This is a genomic window from Streptomyces sp. NPDC004609, assembly GCF_042873655.1.
GTDB lineage: Bacteria > Actinomycetota > Actinomycetes > Streptomycetales > Streptomycetaceae > Streptomyces.
The window spans coordinates 15,559-30,442 of record NZ_JBIALS010000045.1 but is presented as its reverse complement, the minus strand read 5'-3'; the positions used below and the strand labels follow the sequence as shown (position 1 = coordinate 30,442).

15 protein-coding genes and 2 pseudogenes are annotated in these 14,884 nt (G+C 69.3%); 6 read left to right on the top strand and 11 right to left on the bottom strand.

Going from position 1 to position 14,884, the window contains the following annotated elements; translation table 11 throughout:
- Positions 1-10: 10 nt before the first annotated feature.
- The 3 genes and pseudogenes from ACFYT4_RS31680 to ACFYT4_RS31670 all read right to left on the bottom strand — a co-directional run.
- A complete protein-coding gene (locus ACFYT4_RS31680) occupies positions 11-730 on the bottom strand; it encodes a hypothetical protein (RefSeq protein ID WP_389276784.1) in 720 nt (239 codons plus the stop codon).
- 263 nt (positions 731-993) lie between these two features.
- Entirely contained in the window at positions 994-1,428 is a 435-nt protein-coding gene (locus ACFYT4_RS31675) for a hypothetical protein (protein ID WP_389276781.1), read from the bottom strand.
- 94 nt (positions 1,429-1,522) lie between these two features.
- A pseudogene (locus ACFYT4_RS31670) lies at positions 1,523-2,051 on the bottom strand (hypothetical protein); the annotation flags it as partial.
- Between ACFYT4_RS31670 and ACFYT4_RS31665 the strand changes: the two are divergent.
- Both ACFYT4_RS31665 and ACFYT4_RS31660 read left to right on the top strand, forming a co-directional pair.
- Positions 2,042-2,260, top strand: a pseudogene (locus ACFYT4_RS31665) (HAD family hydrolase); the annotation flags it as partial. The pseudogenes ACFYT4_RS31670 and ACFYT4_RS31665 sit on opposite strands and share 10 nt — an antisense overlap.
- A 312-nt stretch (positions 2,261-2,572) precedes the next feature.
- Entirely contained in the window at positions 2,573-3,037 is a 465-nt protein-coding gene (locus tag ACFYT4_RS31660; protein ID WP_389276779.1) for a hypothetical protein, read from the top strand.
- A 107-nt stretch (positions 3,038-3,144) separates the two neighbouring features.
- Here the strand turns inward: ACFYT4_RS31660 and ACFYT4_RS31655 are convergent, their stop codons facing one another.
- Together ACFYT4_RS31655 and ACFYT4_RS31650 are read right to left on the bottom strand one after the other, a co-directional pair.
- Positions 3,145-4,164, bottom strand: coding sequence for a hypothetical protein (locus ACFYT4_RS31655; RefSeq protein ID WP_389276776.1), 1,020 nt, complete (start codon positions 4,162-4,164; stop codon positions 3,145-3,147).
- Between the two features lie 63 nt (positions 4,165-4,227).
- Complete coding sequence (locus tag ACFYT4_RS31650; RefSeq protein WP_389276773.1) at positions 4,228-6,579, bottom strand: serine/threonine-protein kinase; 2,352 nt, start codon at positions 6,577-6,579, stop codon at positions 4,228-4,230.
- Between the two features lie 468 nt (positions 6,580-7,047).
- Between ACFYT4_RS31650 and ACFYT4_RS31645 the strand changes: the two genes are divergently transcribed.
- The 3 genes from ACFYT4_RS31645 (at position 7,048) to ACFYT4_RS31635 (ending at position 8,645) form a co-directional block, all read left to right on the top strand.
- Entirely contained in the window at positions 7,048-7,437 is a 390-nt protein-coding gene (locus ACFYT4_RS31645; RefSeq protein ID WP_389276770.1) for a hypothetical protein, read from the top strand.
- Between the two features lie 237 nt (positions 7,438-7,674).
- Positions 7,675-8,445, top strand: a complete 771-nt coding sequence (locus tag ACFYT4_RS31640; protein ID WP_389276767.1) for an AAA family ATPase — start codon at positions 7,675-7,677, stop codon at positions 8,443-8,445.
- Positions 8,421-8,645 carry a hypothetical protein gene (locus ACFYT4_RS31635; protein WP_389276764.1) on the top strand — a complete coding sequence of 75 codons (225 nt, stop codon included), beginning with the start codon at positions 8,421-8,423 and terminating at the stop codon, positions 8,643-8,645. The genes ACFYT4_RS31640 and ACFYT4_RS31635 overlap by 25 nt, the downstream gene beginning before the upstream one ends.
- A gap of 168 nt (positions 8,646-8,813) precedes the next feature.
- Here ACFYT4_RS31635 and ACFYT4_RS31630 read toward each other — a convergent pair whose 3' ends face one another.
- The 3 genes from ACFYT4_RS31630 to ACFYT4_RS31620 form a co-directional block, all read right to left on the bottom strand.
- Positions 8,814-9,449 carry a hypothetical protein gene (locus ACFYT4_RS31630; RefSeq protein WP_389276761.1) on the bottom strand — a complete coding sequence of 212 codons (636 nt, stop codon included), beginning with the start codon at positions 9,447-9,449 and terminating at the stop codon, positions 8,814-8,816.
- Positions 9,450-9,537: 88 nt separating this feature from the next.
- Positions 9,538-9,834: an integrase core domain-containing protein gene (locus tag ACFYT4_RS31625; RefSeq protein ID WP_389276758.1), complete on the bottom strand. Its 297-nt coding sequence runs from the start codon at positions 9,832-9,834 to the stop codon at positions 9,538-9,540.
- 309 nt (positions 9,835-10,143) lie between these two features.
- Positions 10,144-10,392, bottom strand: coding sequence for a hypothetical protein (locus tag ACFYT4_RS31620; RefSeq protein ID WP_389276755.1), 249 nt, complete (start codon positions 10,390-10,392; stop codon positions 10,144-10,146).
- A gap of 116 nt (positions 10,393-10,508) precedes the next feature.
- On the opposite strand from ACFYT4_RS31620, the gene ACFYT4_RS31615 reads away from it, so the two are divergent.
- Positions 10,509-11,039, top strand: a complete 531-nt coding sequence (locus tag ACFYT4_RS31615; RefSeq protein WP_389276754.1) for a hypothetical protein — start codon at positions 10,509-10,511, stop codon at positions 11,037-11,039.
- A 496-nt stretch (positions 11,040-11,535) separates the two neighbouring features.
- On the opposite strand, the gene ACFYT4_RS31610 is transcribed toward ACFYT4_RS31615, so the two are convergent.
- The 3 genes from ACFYT4_RS31610 to ACFYT4_RS31600 all read right to left on the bottom strand — a co-directional run bounded on the left by ACFYT4_RS31610 (position 11,536) and on the right by ACFYT4_RS31600 (position 14,805).
- Positions 11,536-12,168: an isochorismatase family protein gene (locus ACFYT4_RS31610; RefSeq protein ID WP_389276751.1), complete on the bottom strand. Its 633-nt coding sequence runs from the start codon at positions 12,166-12,168 to the stop codon at positions 11,536-11,538.
- Between the two features lie 34 nt (positions 12,169-12,202).
- Positions 12,203-13,702 carry an MFS transporter gene (locus ACFYT4_RS31605; protein WP_389276748.1) on the bottom strand — a complete coding sequence of 500 codons (1,500 nt, stop codon included), beginning with the start codon at positions 13,700-13,702 and terminating at the stop codon, positions 12,203-12,205.
- Between the two features lie 266 nt (positions 13,703-13,968).
- Positions 13,969-14,805: an alpha/beta fold hydrolase gene (locus tag ACFYT4_RS31600; RefSeq protein WP_389276883.1), complete on the bottom strand. Its 837-nt coding sequence runs from the start codon at positions 14,803-14,805 to the stop codon at positions 13,969-13,971.
- Positions 14,806-14,884: the final 79 nt, after the last annotated feature.

Here is a 14,884-nt window from a genome sequence, read left to right as displayed (position 1 = left end):
CCGGGTCGGTTCATGGGCCAGGGCCGGGGGCCCGGTCCGCGGAGATCCGGATGATCTCGTCCGCCCCGAACTCCTCGTCCAGCAGTCCCGGCGGCAGATCCAGCGCCAGCCCCCGCCCTGGTCCGGCGATCAGGCCGAGCGGGCGGATCTCCGCCGCGATCCGCCAGAACGCCGGTATCGCGTGTTTCCGGTCCGACGCGGAAACGGCAGGGCCCGAGCCCTCCTCGTCCCAGTCCTCCTCGGCGATCGCCGCATGGAGCAGCGGCCGGGCATCGCGGACCGCATCGGGCCCCGTACGGCCCGCCAGCACGGCGAACGGGCCGCGCCGGGCGCGGAACGCGTCCACCATGTCCAGCAGACGGCCCAGCGCGGCGACGGAAGGCGCCAGCGGGAGCAGTTTCGCCAGGCTGGGCGCGTCCTCGAACATCCACATGCTGAACACCCGGCCGTTGGCACCGTCGAGGACGACCTCGTCGCCCGTCGGCTCGCCCTCCAGGATCAGATGCCCGATCAGGACCAGCTCCAGCTCCGGCTTCGGCTCCGCGGGGTCCCCGCCTTTGGCGGTCAGATGGTCGCGGACCGTCTGCGGCTGCGGCGCCGTGAGCGGATGGAAGCTCACCGGGCCGTGTCCGCGCAGCCCCGGGCAGCCGCTGAGGGCGCGGCGCGTGGGTTCGTGGACGATCGACGGGTGCTGTGCCGCCTCGGGCACGACGACGCCGGTCTCGGACATGGGTCTCCCGCTGGTGGTACGTGGATCAAAGGCACTGACCACCGCAGGCGCCGCCACTGGCATCGCCGCCCGTCGGCGGCGGCGACGGGCGGCGAGGGAGAAGGGCGGAGAACGGGAGAAGGGGGGGGGGGGGGGGGGGGGGGGGGGGGGGGCGGGGGGGGGGGGGGGGGGGGGGGGGGGGGGGTGTGGGGTGTGGTTTTGGGGGTTTTTTTGTGGTGGGGGGGGGCGGGGGGGCGCGGCCCCCCCCCCCCCCTTCCCTGTCATCAGGGTTTGATTACCATCTTGTCGAGCTTGCGCAGCGTCGCCCCGCTGGCTTCCACCGCTTCGAGGTCGATCCGTACCTCGCTCACCCCTCCCTTCAGGGCGGGTGAGGTGAAGTTGAAGCCCTTGGACGAGCCGGGGCCGAGTCCGCACGCGGTCCGGTACTGGACGTCCATCACCTGACCGCGTGAGAACACCACGAACTCGACGCGCACACAGCCTTTGGTGTGCGACTTCACGGTCCCGGTGATCTTGGCAGACCGCTCGTAGAAGGTCACGGAGCCGTTCGAGTAGCCCGCCCGGACACCGTCGGATCCGCTGACCTGGAACTCCGAGGGGGCGCTGGCCGCCGCCATCGCCTCCCCAGCGCCGAGCCCCGTCATGAGTGCCGCCCCTGCGAGAACTGCGCCCGCGGCCTTGGTCCTTACCTTGATCATGTGGTGCTCCCCAGTGATCGAGAACGGTTATACACCGTAAGGTCCTGTACACCGTAAGAGAGTCAATTCGGGGGCGGCAAGGAAAGCCCGCATATCACGCTCGTATCACGGACTCACACACCACGCATCGGGCGTACCGGCCGCCCCGTGCGGTCACCACCGGTCCGCCGCGCCCGGCACGTCCGCCGCGCCCCACACCTCCCTCGGGTCCCCCGGAGTCAGCCCCCAGCCGCTCCGCCACCGCCCCCAGCCGGTCCGCGATCGCGGCCAGCCGGTCCGCGATCGCGGCCAGGGACTCCGCCGCGCGCAGGCGGGCCGCCGCCGCGTCCGAGCCGTCGGCGCCCGCACGCGCGTGCGTGTACGCCGTGCGGATCTCCGGCCAGCGGGCGGCCTGGGCCTCCGTCAGCGTGCCGCGCAGCTCCGCGAGCTTCAGCAGGTTCGCCTCCGCGCCCGAGGGTGAGGGTCTGGGCCTCGCCCCAGTAGTGGTCGCCGACGAGGGCGGCGAGTTCGGTGTCGTTCATCACCGGGCTGATCCGCTGGGCGATCCGGTTCAGGTTGCGGTACGAGCCCTGGAGGCGGAACGGCGGTTCGGTGCGGGCGGCGGCGGCGATGTACGCCTCGTTCGCTCACCGAGCTGACCGGCCGCACGCCCGCCCTGCTGACCGGCGACAACGAGCGTGCTGCGCAGCAGCTGGCCGACGAGGTCGGCATCACCGACGTCCGCGCCGGGCTGCTCCCCCAGGACAAGGTCAGCGCCGTCAAGGCGTGGGAGGCCGAAGGGCGCCGGGTCCTGGTCGTAGGCGACGGCGTCAACGACGCCCCCGCCCTGGCCGTCTGCGCCTGCACGCCCGCTCGGCCGCCGCGGCCGGGGCGCTTCTGAGGGAGGCCGCCCGCCTCGCCGGTTTCACCGCCCCCTCCGGGTCCGGCGCCCGTACGGCCCGCACTGCGCGGGCCCCGGCCCGACCCGCACCACAGCGGCGGCCCGGGCCCCCGATCACGCTGACGGCCCCCCGCCCGTATCTCCGTATCTTGCTGAACCACCCACCCCCAACCACGGGAGCCCTGTTCCTTCAGGACATTCCAGCCCGCGCCGCTCGGTGAGCCGTTCGCCGAAGCGCTCACCGAGGCAGCCCAGTCGGCGGCGATGGCAGTCCGCCTGATCCTCACCGTCACCGACGCGGTCCGCCGCGCCGCCCGAAGGCACCACTGCGGCACAGACACGGACGACGAGCCCGGACTCGGCGAGGACGCGGCGAAGCTGGCCCCGGGCTGGGCCGCCGACACCCTGCGCACCACCCTCCCCGGCGACATCCTCACCGACCTGACGGCGTCCCCCGCCTGGCCGCAGCTCGCCGGGCAGCTCGCCGCCCTCCAGCACGCCGGCGTCGACATGACCGCCGGTGGGCTTGAGGTCGGCCAGCACCAGCCCCCGCCAGACGATGCCGCGACGGCCGCCACCCGGTTCGCCGAGATGCGCACCGCCGCCGACCGCAGGGGCCACGACGTCGATGTCCGGGACCGGCAACGAGTCGGTCGGCTGACCGGCAACGCGGGCGTGGACCGGGCCATCGCCGCCGCAGCCGCCAACTGCTCGATGAAGGCTCGGTAGAGGCCCGCTCTCCCCTTCGGAACATTCTGGTCGTCCAGGAGTGCCATGGCCATGGAGAACATGAGCGGATTGCCGGCGGCGTTTCGGCAGGTGGCATCGCGTGAGGGTCAGTGCTTGGGGAGGAAGAGGTCGAGCCGTAGTTCGCGGACGCCGTGCAGTGTCACGTGTCCGGTGGCGCTCACGTGCCGGACTGTCTGGTCGACGGTGCGCTGTGCGTCGGTGCCGGAACGGCGTACCCAGCGGGCGTCGATGCCTTTGATTCCGCGGAGCCGGTCGTGGTTCAGCAGCAGGGCGATCAGGGCTGGAGGGGCGCTCCGGCGCAGCAGGCGCAGTTCGCGGAGCCGCTGGACGACGGCTGCCGCGTCGGTGTAGACGGGGGAGCGGCCCTGCCCGGCGTTGCGGGCGTGGATGAAGGTGAGGAGCACCGCGACGATCTCGCCCCAGTGGGAATCGAGGACAGCTGGCAGCCGTACGGCGAAGACGTCTCCGGTGGCCCGGCCGTCCCTGTCGGTGTCCACGAAGGCGCAGGCACTGTGGTTCGCTCGGCCGTAGTCGGTGGTGAACCCGCGTTCGGTCAGGTCGTGGACCGGTAGCCCGGCTCCGTTGCGGATGCCGATGCGTACGGCGTTGGCGGCGTCCTCCAGGGTCCGGACGGCCACCGGGTCCGTGCCTGAGGCCGGGAGCATCGCCTCCAGTGCCGACCGCGGGTCCGGGTACCGGCTGCGGGTTTCCCGGGGGAAGAAGACCAGGTCCGCGAGTCTGGGGCGCACTTCGTCCAGCAGCCTGGTCTCGCCGGAGAGCCGCGGCTCGGCACCGGCGACCACGGACTCGATGAGCATGCGCGTCTCCGGCAGGACGGAGAGGAACGCCTCGTCCCCGTCGCGTACGGCCAGCAAGGCCAGGCAGACGGCGATCAGTTCGCACCGGGGCTCGTCCAGGCCCCCGGCCGGGAAGCGGACCACGAAGGGCTTCGGCCCGTTGCTCAATCTCCTGGTCAGGCATCCGTTCAGCACGTGCCACCGGCTCCGGCGTACGGCGGCGAACGCCCACGGTCCGTCGATCCTGACGGCCACCACGATCACATGACCTGTCTGACAGCCGATCTCACGCCCCCTGTTCTCTCCCACAGCCTGCCCGTATACCGGGTTCAGCATTCGCAGCTTCCGGCAGAGCCCCAGCGCAGAAAGTCTTCATCTCCTTCGCCGCCGACGACGGCTATCGCGTACTGTGCATAGCGCCATTCCTTGCGGCTCCGGGCTTCGGTTCGGGACTCCGCACAGCACCGGACGCCCACTTCGCGTGGATCGAGGACACTGCCTTCTACGGCCTCCGCAGGGCAGGTTTGACGCTTCGCCAGTCCAGGAATTCACGAATCCGCGCGCTTCGCGGAGGTCGGCGCCACATCCGATGCGCGAACCGAAGGTTGACGACGGCGCGAGAAGCGCCCCGGGTGCCTTCGAAGACTGTGACTGGCCACAACTGGCATCGGCGGCGATGAGGCGTGGCTGCGCCTGCAATAGTGAGGGCCGCTGGCCGCGTGACTCATCGGCCGCCGCAGCTGTCTGTCGGCAGGCACGGGCCTTCGTCACGGCCGCTCGGCCGACGGGGTACACGTACCTGAGGCTATGAGTTCGGGGTGTCCGCTGTTTCCCTGGTAGGCGGAAACGGACCAGCGAGTGTAGGCCCAGTTCTTGTTGCTGTTGTACTCGGCGATCAGCTTCCTGCAGACAGTCCTGGAGACGACCTCCTGGAAATGGGCTTGCTGCGCACGGCCGGAAAGAGCGTTGTAGCCGTCCAGTGCCCACACGTACGCGGCCTTCTCGACGGGATCGAAGCCGAGGTTGATCGCATCGTCTTCCTCGAAGGGGACGAGGCCGTGACCTTCGGCGACCCGCGTGTTCCAAGCCGCGGAAATGGCCTTGGCTGTCGCCAGCGACACGAATCTCGTCCCTGTCGGTGCTGGGATGCCCAGCGGTCGCCATACCGGGCTCGCTGCCCCGCCACTGCCCACCAATCTCGTTGAAGCATCCACCGGTGGCCTGCCCGTAGCCGAGAGGAGTTGCTTCGGTCTGGCCGTCGAAGTCCTTCCAATAGATGTAGTAGCGACCGTAGGGCCAGGTAGTGGGGTGGTCCTGGAGCCGGTGCGCGAGGATGGTACAGGCGCCCATCTCCCCTGCTCTGCGGAACACTTCCTTGTAGTCGTCGGTCAGGGTGGAGACCGGGCCGCCCGTCACCATCACCGTTTGCTTCCGCCTGTTGAACGTGATGACGGGCTTCATGAAGTCCATGCCCTTGGTGGCGAGTACGGACTTCATATGGTCTTGGATGGCCTCTTGCGTGTCCTTCTCCCCCTGGTTTCTTGCGGCTGTGCTCGCCCGCCAGTCATCGGGGATCGGCTGGGACCGGGACAAGGGGTCGGTGCGCTTGTAAGCGGGCCTGGACACCCCGGCCAGCGGGTCCGCCGGAACGATGACCGTGCGAGGGTCCTCACGCTGCTGGGTCGTACCACTGCTTGGGCGGGCGGGGCCGGTGTGCTGGGCTGTGCTGCCCGGGCTGGTGACCGCCTTTGCTGTGGTGTCGCCCGTGCTGCTGGCGCTGCTGGTGGGGAACGCCAGCGTTCCGCCCACGACACCACCGACGACGGCGGCAATGATGAGGACAGCTGTGACGGTGCGTCTTCGAGAGGAGGGACGCGGGGCAGGCCAGGCGGGGTCGTCCGGGGCGGGGATGTCCCATTGGGCTGTGCCCAGTTCGCCGAGATGGGTGGTTTCCGGCCCTCTACTGACGTCACTGAGGACCTGAGTGGCCTCGGAGGCCAGTAGCAGTGAGCATGCGTCCGCCGCCGGGACGGCGGATATCCGGTCGGAGGGGTTCTTGGTGAGGGCCTTCTCCACGATCTCCCGCAGACCTTCGGGTATGCCTTCCAGGTCGGCGGGCTGGGACATGATGCGGAAGGCGATGACGTCGGGGGCTCCGGTGCCGAAGGGGTGTCGGCCGGTGGCGGCGTGGGCGACGAGGGCGCCCCAGGCGAACATGTCGCCTTCGGGTCCGGTGGTGCCGGTGCGGTAGTGCTCGGGGCTGATCCAGCCGGGGGTGCCGGTCATGATGCCGGTGCGGGTGACGCTGGTTCCGTCGGCGGCGTGGGCGATGCCGAAGTCCAGCATGCGGGGTCCGGCGGGGGACAGGATCACGTTCTGCGGTTTGACGTCCCGGTGGACGACCCCCGCTGCGTGGATGGCGGCCAGGGCCTGGGCGGTGCCGGCTGCGAACGCGTACAGGGTGCCTGCGGTGAGCGGCCCGTGGGCCGCGAGGTGCCGGTCGAGGGTGGGGCCGGGGGCGTAGGCGGTGGCCAGCCACGGGGCGTCGGCGTCGGGATCGGCCGCGACGAGCGGGATCAGGCACGGGCCCTGCACTCGGGCGGAGAGCTGGACTTCGCGGCGGAAGCGGGCGCGGAACTCGGGGTCCTCGGCCTGCGCAGGGTGGATCACCTTCACCGCGGTCCGCTGCCCGTCAGGGGCCAGGGCGGCGTAGACGGTGCCCATGCCGCCCGTCCCGAGGCGGTCGACGATCCGGTAGGGGCCCACCCGGGCGGGGTCGCCGGGACGCACGGGCCGTACCCGCGGCCCGCCGGAGCCGGTATCACTCACAGGCGCTGTTCCTTCGCTCTGAACTGAATCTGCGGGACGAGCCGGGCACAGCACGGCCGGGGGCGGCCGGCCGCTTCTGCGCTCGGTCAGGGGCTGGATCGTAACCGCAGCCTGTCCGGCAGGACGAGCCGTCTCAACGGCCGGTGCCGGCAGGGACCTTGGCCGTCGCCCGCCCGTGCCCCGACGGCTGTGCCCCAGGCGCACCGAGTCGTGTGGAGAGCTGAAATCCCAGGACTCCCCTCCTGTCGCAGGAGAACCACCCGGCGCGCCCACCGGCACCACGGGCCCCTGCGCTCTCCCGGGGCGAGCCCGGAGAAGTCCACGTGAAGTTGCCCCGTCGTCGTCTGGTGACAGGATCGCGGCATGACTGGAGTGCTGCCGCGGACGATCCGGGCCATTGACACCGAGCGGCTCATGTTCCTGGAGAAGGAAGCGGCTCGGTTGGGTTTCAGCCAGCGGCTTTCGGTCGGCTGGCTGCGGGAGCACGCGGCGGTCTCGGCGGTGCACTATCTGTTCCCGGCGCTGGAGCACCGGCTCGGCCACCGGCCGCAGGTGTCACCGCAGTGGCGGTGCGAACTATTGCTCACGGTCCGGACCGGCGAGGAGGTGCTGAGCCTGCTCGATGTCCTGCCCGCCCGTTTCCAGGGGCTGGCGGAGACGCTCGACGCGTCGGAGAAAGCGGCCACGGCGGCGCGCATGAGGACTGCGTGCTCCGTGCGGGAATGGGTCGAGCAGGGCCGGCAGCCCTCCTGATGATCCCCCGCTGAGGGTGAGGGCAGGCGACGACCGCCACGCACAGCCGAGGGCCAGTGAAGATCGTGCGGCAACGCCAGGCCCCGGCCCTTCCTGCTGCTGCACGGGGTCATGGCTCCCGCCCCGGCACGGCCATGACCCCGTGCAGGCGGCCTCTGCCGCTGCCGGAGGGTGGGCACCCGGCCCGGGCAGGCCGCCCAGGCGGGCTCCGGGTGCCTTTCCGGATAGGTTGGGGGCATGGCACGCAGGGTTCGGCGGATCACCGTCAGCGGGTACAAGTCGATCAGAGAGGCAGGGCTCGACCTCGGGCCGGTCACCCTGCTCGTCGGCCCCAACGGCGCGGGCAAGAGCAACTTCATCGAAGCGGTCGAACTGCTCGGACGCATCGCCGACGGGGAACTGCGGATGGAGGTCGGACTGCGCGGCGGAGCGGAGGCCATGCTCCACGACGGAGCGAAGGGAACCGCCCGGATCAGACTGCGGCTGGAAGCAGGCGAAAACCATCGGAGCAACGTCTACGAGGCCGTGCTGGTACCCGCCGCCCAGGGGGAGCTGATCTTCAAGCGCGAGACGCTGGAGTTCCACGACACCAGGCGCTTCGAGCAGCCGTGGACCGAGTCCCTCGGCCAGGGGCACCGTGAGTCGAAGCTTACCGAGACCGCCGCCGGAGGAACGCTCGCAATGGGCGGCGTCGCACGGCACACGCTGGAGATGCTGCGGGGCTGCCGCGTCTACCACTTCCACGACACGACCCCCAACGCACCGGTGAAACAGGCCGGCTACACCTCCGATTCGGAGGCCCTGCACCCTGACGCCCGGAACCTGGCGGCCTTCCTGCTCCGCCTGCGGGAGGAGCACCCGACGGTCTACCGGAAGATCGTGCGCACGGTCCGTTCCGTCGCACCGTTCTTCCGCGACTTCGTCCTGTCCGAAGACACCGAGGAACGGGTGCGCCTGCGGTGGAAGCAGACGGAATCCCGGCCGTGCTCGACGACGGCCGGGAACTGACCGCCGACGACTTCTTCACCGCGGGAACGGAAGACCGCTACCCGGACGTGTTCGGCCTCATTCCCGCTGAATCCGACCACATCCGGTCCCAGCGCGACGAGCTCGCCCAATACCTCTCCACGCTCCCGCGATACGGAATCACGCTCGGGCACAACGTAGACGCCAATACGAGACTCCTCACCGCGCTCACCGGCCGATGAGCCTGACTGGGCCGTGCACCGTACGTGCGGTGGCACGGCCCGTCGTCATCTTTGTACAACGACGCGGGGCCCCAGCTCCCTGTCCCTTAACAATGAAGTCAACCGCTGGGCCAACGAATCCAGCCGAGTGACGAGTCGCTTCCCGTCCTCAAGGGCGAAAAGCCCCCTTCAAAGCCCAGCGGATTGCTCTTTCGGGTGCCAGTCCGCCTCAGACCAGTCGTACTCCACGAACTCGGCGGGAACCTGCCCACAGGGGGCGTAGACGCTGATGAACAGAGTCGTGGTCGAGTCGTTCCACTGTACGTCGACCTGTTCACCGTCCACCGGATTTTCGAATCGGAAGCCCAGTTCGCGGAAGGTTGCACCTGTACGGTCGCCTTCGTGGGTGAGATTCCAACCCTTCTGCACCAGTCGATGGCGCACGCGCCGCTGCGCCTCTCGGGCGGTGGCTTCGGGGACGCCGGGCACGCTCCAATCGAGGCCGAAGCTGCGGACGTCGCTTCGCGCCTCATCAATGTGGGCGATGCCCTTCAGCCCACGGTAGTAACAGGCGCCGGTATCGACCCTGCCCGAGCTTGCGGCGTACTTCTCGGGCAGCGCGAAGTCGTCGTGCACCTCGTCGGACCGGGCCTTGAGCCGTTGCGCGACCGCGTCGGGGGCGGCCGAAGGATACGGCGCGCCATTCCACACGACGTTTCCCGCCACCACGGCAGCGACCAGCAGCGCCACCATCACGAGCCCTGTGACGGCATACAGAATGGACCGCCCGGAGGTCCGGGCTCTACGCGCAGGGCTCTGGATCATGCGTGTGACGGTAGGCGCCTGCATCGCGCGGCGCATGAGTAGCCGTACTGAGCTTGTTCCGCTTTGACGGACACCATCGGTGTGGTGGTCAGGCTGCGAGGGTGGCCTCGTAGTCTGCGGGTGTGCGGTAGCCAAGGCTGCTGTGGAGCCTCCGCAAGTTGTACCAGCTCTCGATCCACTCGAATATCGCGGTGCGGGCGGCGGCCCGGCTGGGCCAGGGGCGGGTGTCGATCAGCTCGTTCTTCAAGGTGGCGAAGAACGACTCCGCGAGGGCGTTGTCCCAGCACTGCCCGGTGCGGCCGACCGAGAGCCGGATGTTGAACTCCGTTGCCAGGGTGGCGAATTCACGGCTGGTGTACTGCTTGGGTTCAACCAGTCGTAGCAACACTCCTGATCAGAGTAGTGTGTTGTGGGACGGCCAGCGGGTTGGATGACGGAGTTGACAGGGCGGTCACCTATGAAGTCGCCGGGGCGGCCGTCGACGCGGCGGGAGGCGATGTCGATGACGGTGGCCAGGTAGAGCCATCCTTCCTCGGTCGGGATGTATGTGATGTCGCCGCACCCGCGTGTGTCGAGGGCCGTGGGGTCGGGCTGGAAGTCGCGGACGACCAGGTCGGTCCGGGTGGCGACCCGTGGATCGGGGACCAGTGGTCAGCCGGCGCCGTCGAAGGCCAGGTCACGCGGATCAAGCTGATCAAACGGCGGTCATACGGTCGAGCTTCCTTCGCTCTCTTGCGAACGCTCGTCCTTGCTCAGCCGCCGTGACCGTCACGAAACCCACCACAGCCGCTTTGAAAAGCGTCTCATCAGAGCCGAGGGCAGCGAGCACGGCGAGGTAGTTGATGTCGACGCGGAAACGGTTCCGGACGAAAAGAGCGCCGACCTGGCCATGCGAACGCGGCACATATCCACGGACCGGGAAACATGGATTGATCAGGCGCAAGGTGGCGTAACCGGCCCCGGACCGAGGTCGGGCGGCCGGGCTCAAGGGCTACGGGTGGGGCAGCGGACGGGAGCCGTGGTGTGTGCACAGTGAGCCGGGCGGCGATAGCGGCCGCGATGGCAGATCTGGTGGTGGCGCATCCACACCTAGCGGTGGATCCCTCCTCACATCCCGCACTGGCAGGGTGCGAGGAGGTCATCTGGTCGGAGCTGCCTGGTTGTGTGGACGGGGTCCCGGCACTGTTGAACGGCCTGGTCGACCCCGATGCCGCCGAGGTTGCCGGACAGACGCTGAGCTGGCTGGTGATGGCAGGACCGATGCACATCAGCGCCGCGATGCCGGCGATCGTGCCGTACCTGCTCCGTCTGGCGGCCGACCCCGAAGTGCCCCATCGGGGCAAGCACTTCGATCTCATACTGGTGGCCGCGGCCCTGTCGGAGCCGGTCGACCCCGGTAACCCGCGGGATCTGGCCATCAACGGCCGTGAAGAAGAACACCCTGAGCGGGCCCTGTGTCGCAAGGCGTTCGAGGCCAACGCGGTATGGGTGCGCCGGCTGCTGGCCGACGATCAACTTCCGGAAGGCGAGCCGCTGCTCCAGGACGAACGCGACTCGCTGCTTCGGGCCGCCGGACTCAGTCCGGCCTGACCAAACACGGACCTGTAGCCATCCGCGGTCGGCTCGCGGGAGATCGGGCCGGGGTCGGTCAACCGCGAGCCCGCGACGCGACCCGTTGGAACGCGCTCGTCTCTGACGACCCGCACGGTGAGCCTCGCTTCCCACCCGAGCTCATGTGCCCAACCACCATGGTCATCACGAAATATCCGCCACAGCCTGGAACCTCCCCAGGTGTCGCTCTTCAGGTGGCCAAACCTGCTCGGGTGATCTCCCCACCCTTTGCGTGATCCTTGTCGGCGTGTCGAACTGGCGTCGGCGTGTCGTGGAGAGCCTGCGTGACGCCTGCTCGTCGCGCTGCGACAGTGGGGGGAGGGCAACTGGTTAGGCGCGGACGAGGGGTGGCTCGAAGCCGTCGACGAGCGCGACGGCCAGCCCGTGGCAACCTGCCCACAACGGGCGCCCCCTGGTCCCCGGCGAAGTCGAAGTCCGAAAGGTCAGTGCCTGACCTCCCGCTCGTGGCGAGGCGTCACTCACCCGCGCCCAGGCGCAGGGCGTTGGTGAGCTGCTCGGTGTTCATGGCGTAGGACGGGTCCAGGGCCTGGACCGAGCGGAAGACGCCGACGGTCTTCTCGTTGTCGTAGGTGACCTGGAGTTCGGCGGCCAGGGAGAGCCAGGTGGTGAAGGACACGCCGAGCTGGGTGAGGCGGCCCAGGGCGGTGTCGTGGGCGACCTGGGTGGATCCGGCGCAGGCGTCGACGACGACCGTGACGCCGAGGCCTCGCCGCAGGGCACCCACCGAGGTGCGCAGCACACAGCCTTCGGTGGTCAGCCCGGCGATCACCAGATGACGGACGCCTGTCGCCTTGATCGCTTCCTCGAATCCGGGGTGGCCGAAGGCGTCGAAGGTGCCGGCCCGGTGGACCAGCGGCAGGTCGCCGATCTCCCGGGCAAGTTCGGGGTAGAGCGTGCCGCGCGGGTCCCGCTCGGGGCCGAGTGTCACCACCAGCGGCGCCCCGTACCCGAGCGCCATCCGGGCCAGGGCGACGGCTCCGGTGACGTTGTCGGTGATGGGCTGGGTCCGGATGAGGTTGGCGTAGCCGGTGACGTAGTCGACCAGGACGAACGCGGTGTTCTCCGGGGTCCTTGCTTCGATGTCCATGGGAGTTCCTCTGCGGATGCGGATACGGGTGTACTCAGTGGAGCTGGGTGCGTTTGTGTACGAAAAGCACAGCGGCCAGTGCGGCGAGGAGGGTTCCGGCGGCTGGGATCAGGACGGCCAGGTGGAGGGAGGCGGTGAAGGCGTCCGCGAAGGCGGCCGAGACGTTGTCCCGGATCCCGGCTGGGACGGCGTCGACCGGGGCGCCGGATGCGATGCCGTCGGTTATGTCCCGTGTGGCTTCGGACGGAACTCCGTGTCGGGTGAGCTGGTCCGGCAGCCGGTTGATCAGTCCACTGGTGACGATCGTCCCGGTGACGCTGGCGCCGAGGGTGCTGCCGATCTGCCGGAAGAGGTTGACGGTGCTGCTGGCCATGCCTGCCTCGGCCGCGGGGGCGCTGACGACCGCGGCCGCCGTGCTCGGTGGGAGGACCAGGCCCGCGCCCGCTCCGAAGACCGCCAGATACCCCCCGATCCAGACTGCGGAGGTGTGGGCGGTCTGGGTGAGCATCAGCAGGGTTCCGGCGCTTGCCGTCAGGGAGCCGAGGGCGAGGGTGGCCTTGAAACCGAGCCTGCGGACCACATGCCCGGCCACCGCGCTGACCAGCAGATAGGCACCGGTGACCGGCAAGGTGATCAGGCCGGTCTGAAGGATGGATTCGTGGCGGACGCGCTGGAAGTACAGGACCTGGGCGATGGCGACGGCCAAGAACGCGTACTGGGCGACCAGCGCGACCAGATTGGCCGCGGTGAACGAGGGGTTGCGGAAGAGCCTCAGGTGGAGCATCGGCGTGCGGGTGCGGGTTTCGACGACGAGGAAGGCGACGAGCACCACGGCGAACCCCGCGAAGGACCACAGCACCTTCGGGGCGCCGAATCCCTCGTACCCGCCGTCGATGACGGCGAAGTTGAGCAAGGCGATGGCGAGAACGGTCAGGGCGAGACCGGGCGGGTCCAGGTGCCTTCCGTGCTGCCGGCTCTCGGCGACGTAGCGGGGCGTAAGCACCAGGATCAGCACCGCCAGCACGACGTTGACGAGGAAAACGGCGTGCCAGGAGAAGTACAGCAGGACCGCGCCGGCGAGGATCGGGCCGAGGGCGAGGCCGAGGCCGGAGACGGCGACCCAGATGCCTACGGCGGTGGTGCGTGCGTGGGGATCCTTGAAGGTGCTGGTGACGATTGCCAGGCTGGTGGGCAGGATGGCGGCTCCGCCCAGGCCCATGATGGCCTGGCCGGTGATGACGACCGCCGCTGAGGGGGCCAGGAAGACCAGGAGACTGCCCAGTCCGAGCAGGAAGGCGCCGGCGGCGAAGACACGGCGGCGGCCCAGGATGTCACCGAGTGTGCCGGCGGCCAGGACGAAGCTGGCGATCATCATCGCGTTGATGCTGGCGATCCAGACCAGCTGGGATCCAGTGGTGTTGAGCGCGGCTTGAACGGAGGCGAGCGTGGAGGTGGTCTGGGTGATGTTGATGAACAGCCCGAGCTGCCCGAGGCTGACGACCATGAACCCGGGCCGGGGACTCTTCGTCCTCACGGGTGCTGGTGCGTCGCTCTGTGTTGCCTGGACGGTGGTGAGATGGGGAGGCATAGGAAGTCTTCCAAGGGGAGTCGACGCGTGGAGGGCTGATCAGTGCAGCGGGACGTCGTTCTCGATCGAGGTGGCGGTGAGCGAGCCGCCTAGGGTGCGGGTGCCGAATTTGAGATCGGCCGTGCCGAACGCGGTTCAGCTCAGATGCGGCTTTGTGAAGCCGTGAGGACGGGGGAGCCGCCCCCGCCCTCGGCCCCATGCCGGCACGGGAACTACTTGTCCAGGAAGGTGGCCACGTCTGCGGCGAATTCCTCGTGGTGCTGGAAGAGGAAGCCGTGGGCCGCGTCAGGGTAGATCTTGACCTCGGCGTTGGGCAGCAGGCCTGCCAGCAGGTGGGAGTAGCGCGGCAGGATCATCGGGTCGCTGTCTCCGTTCGCGACGTACACCGGTTGGGTGATGCCCTGCAGACGCTCCAGCTGAGCGTGGTTCGGGATGCCCCAGTGCATGACCGCGTCGTACTGCGCCAGCCGGGTCGCCCAGGTCGTCTGGACGTCGTGGCCCTCGGTACGGCTGCCGAAGACGCGACCCGCAACGGTCTGGCCGACCTCCGCGGAGGTGAAGAAGATGCTCACGTAGCCCTCGGGAGAGGGGACCTTCCCCCCGACCGCCTCAATGACCTCCGGCGCCCACCCGTGCATGCCCGGGGCACCCTGAGGCGCCGAGGAAGCCAGCACGATCCGGTTCACCAGGCTGGGGCGGAGGAGTGCGATCTCCTGGGCGACGAAGCTGCCCAGGGAGAAGCCCAGCAGGTCGACTCGTGTCAGGCCGAGTGCCGTGATGAACTCCACGGCGCCCTCGGCCATGGCGGCGACGGTGTGCGGGGTGCTGCCCGAGGTGGCGCCGACGCCCCGGTTGTCAAAGGTGATGACTCGCCTTCCCCGTGCAAGGGCGTCCACCAGGGCGGGGTCCCAGTTGTCCAGGTTGCCGCGGAAGTGCTGCAGCAGCACCAGCGGCCGGGCGTCGGCGTCGCTGCCGAGGCTGCGGTATGCGTAGGTAACGCCGTCCGCGGCCTTGACGGTCTGCGTCTTGATGGTGGCGTATGTGCTCATGTCGGTTCCTCCTGTGCCATTTGGATGGTCGTACTCATGTCGGCCGTTTTGTGCGATGTGGCTCGCGCTGCCCGCGCCG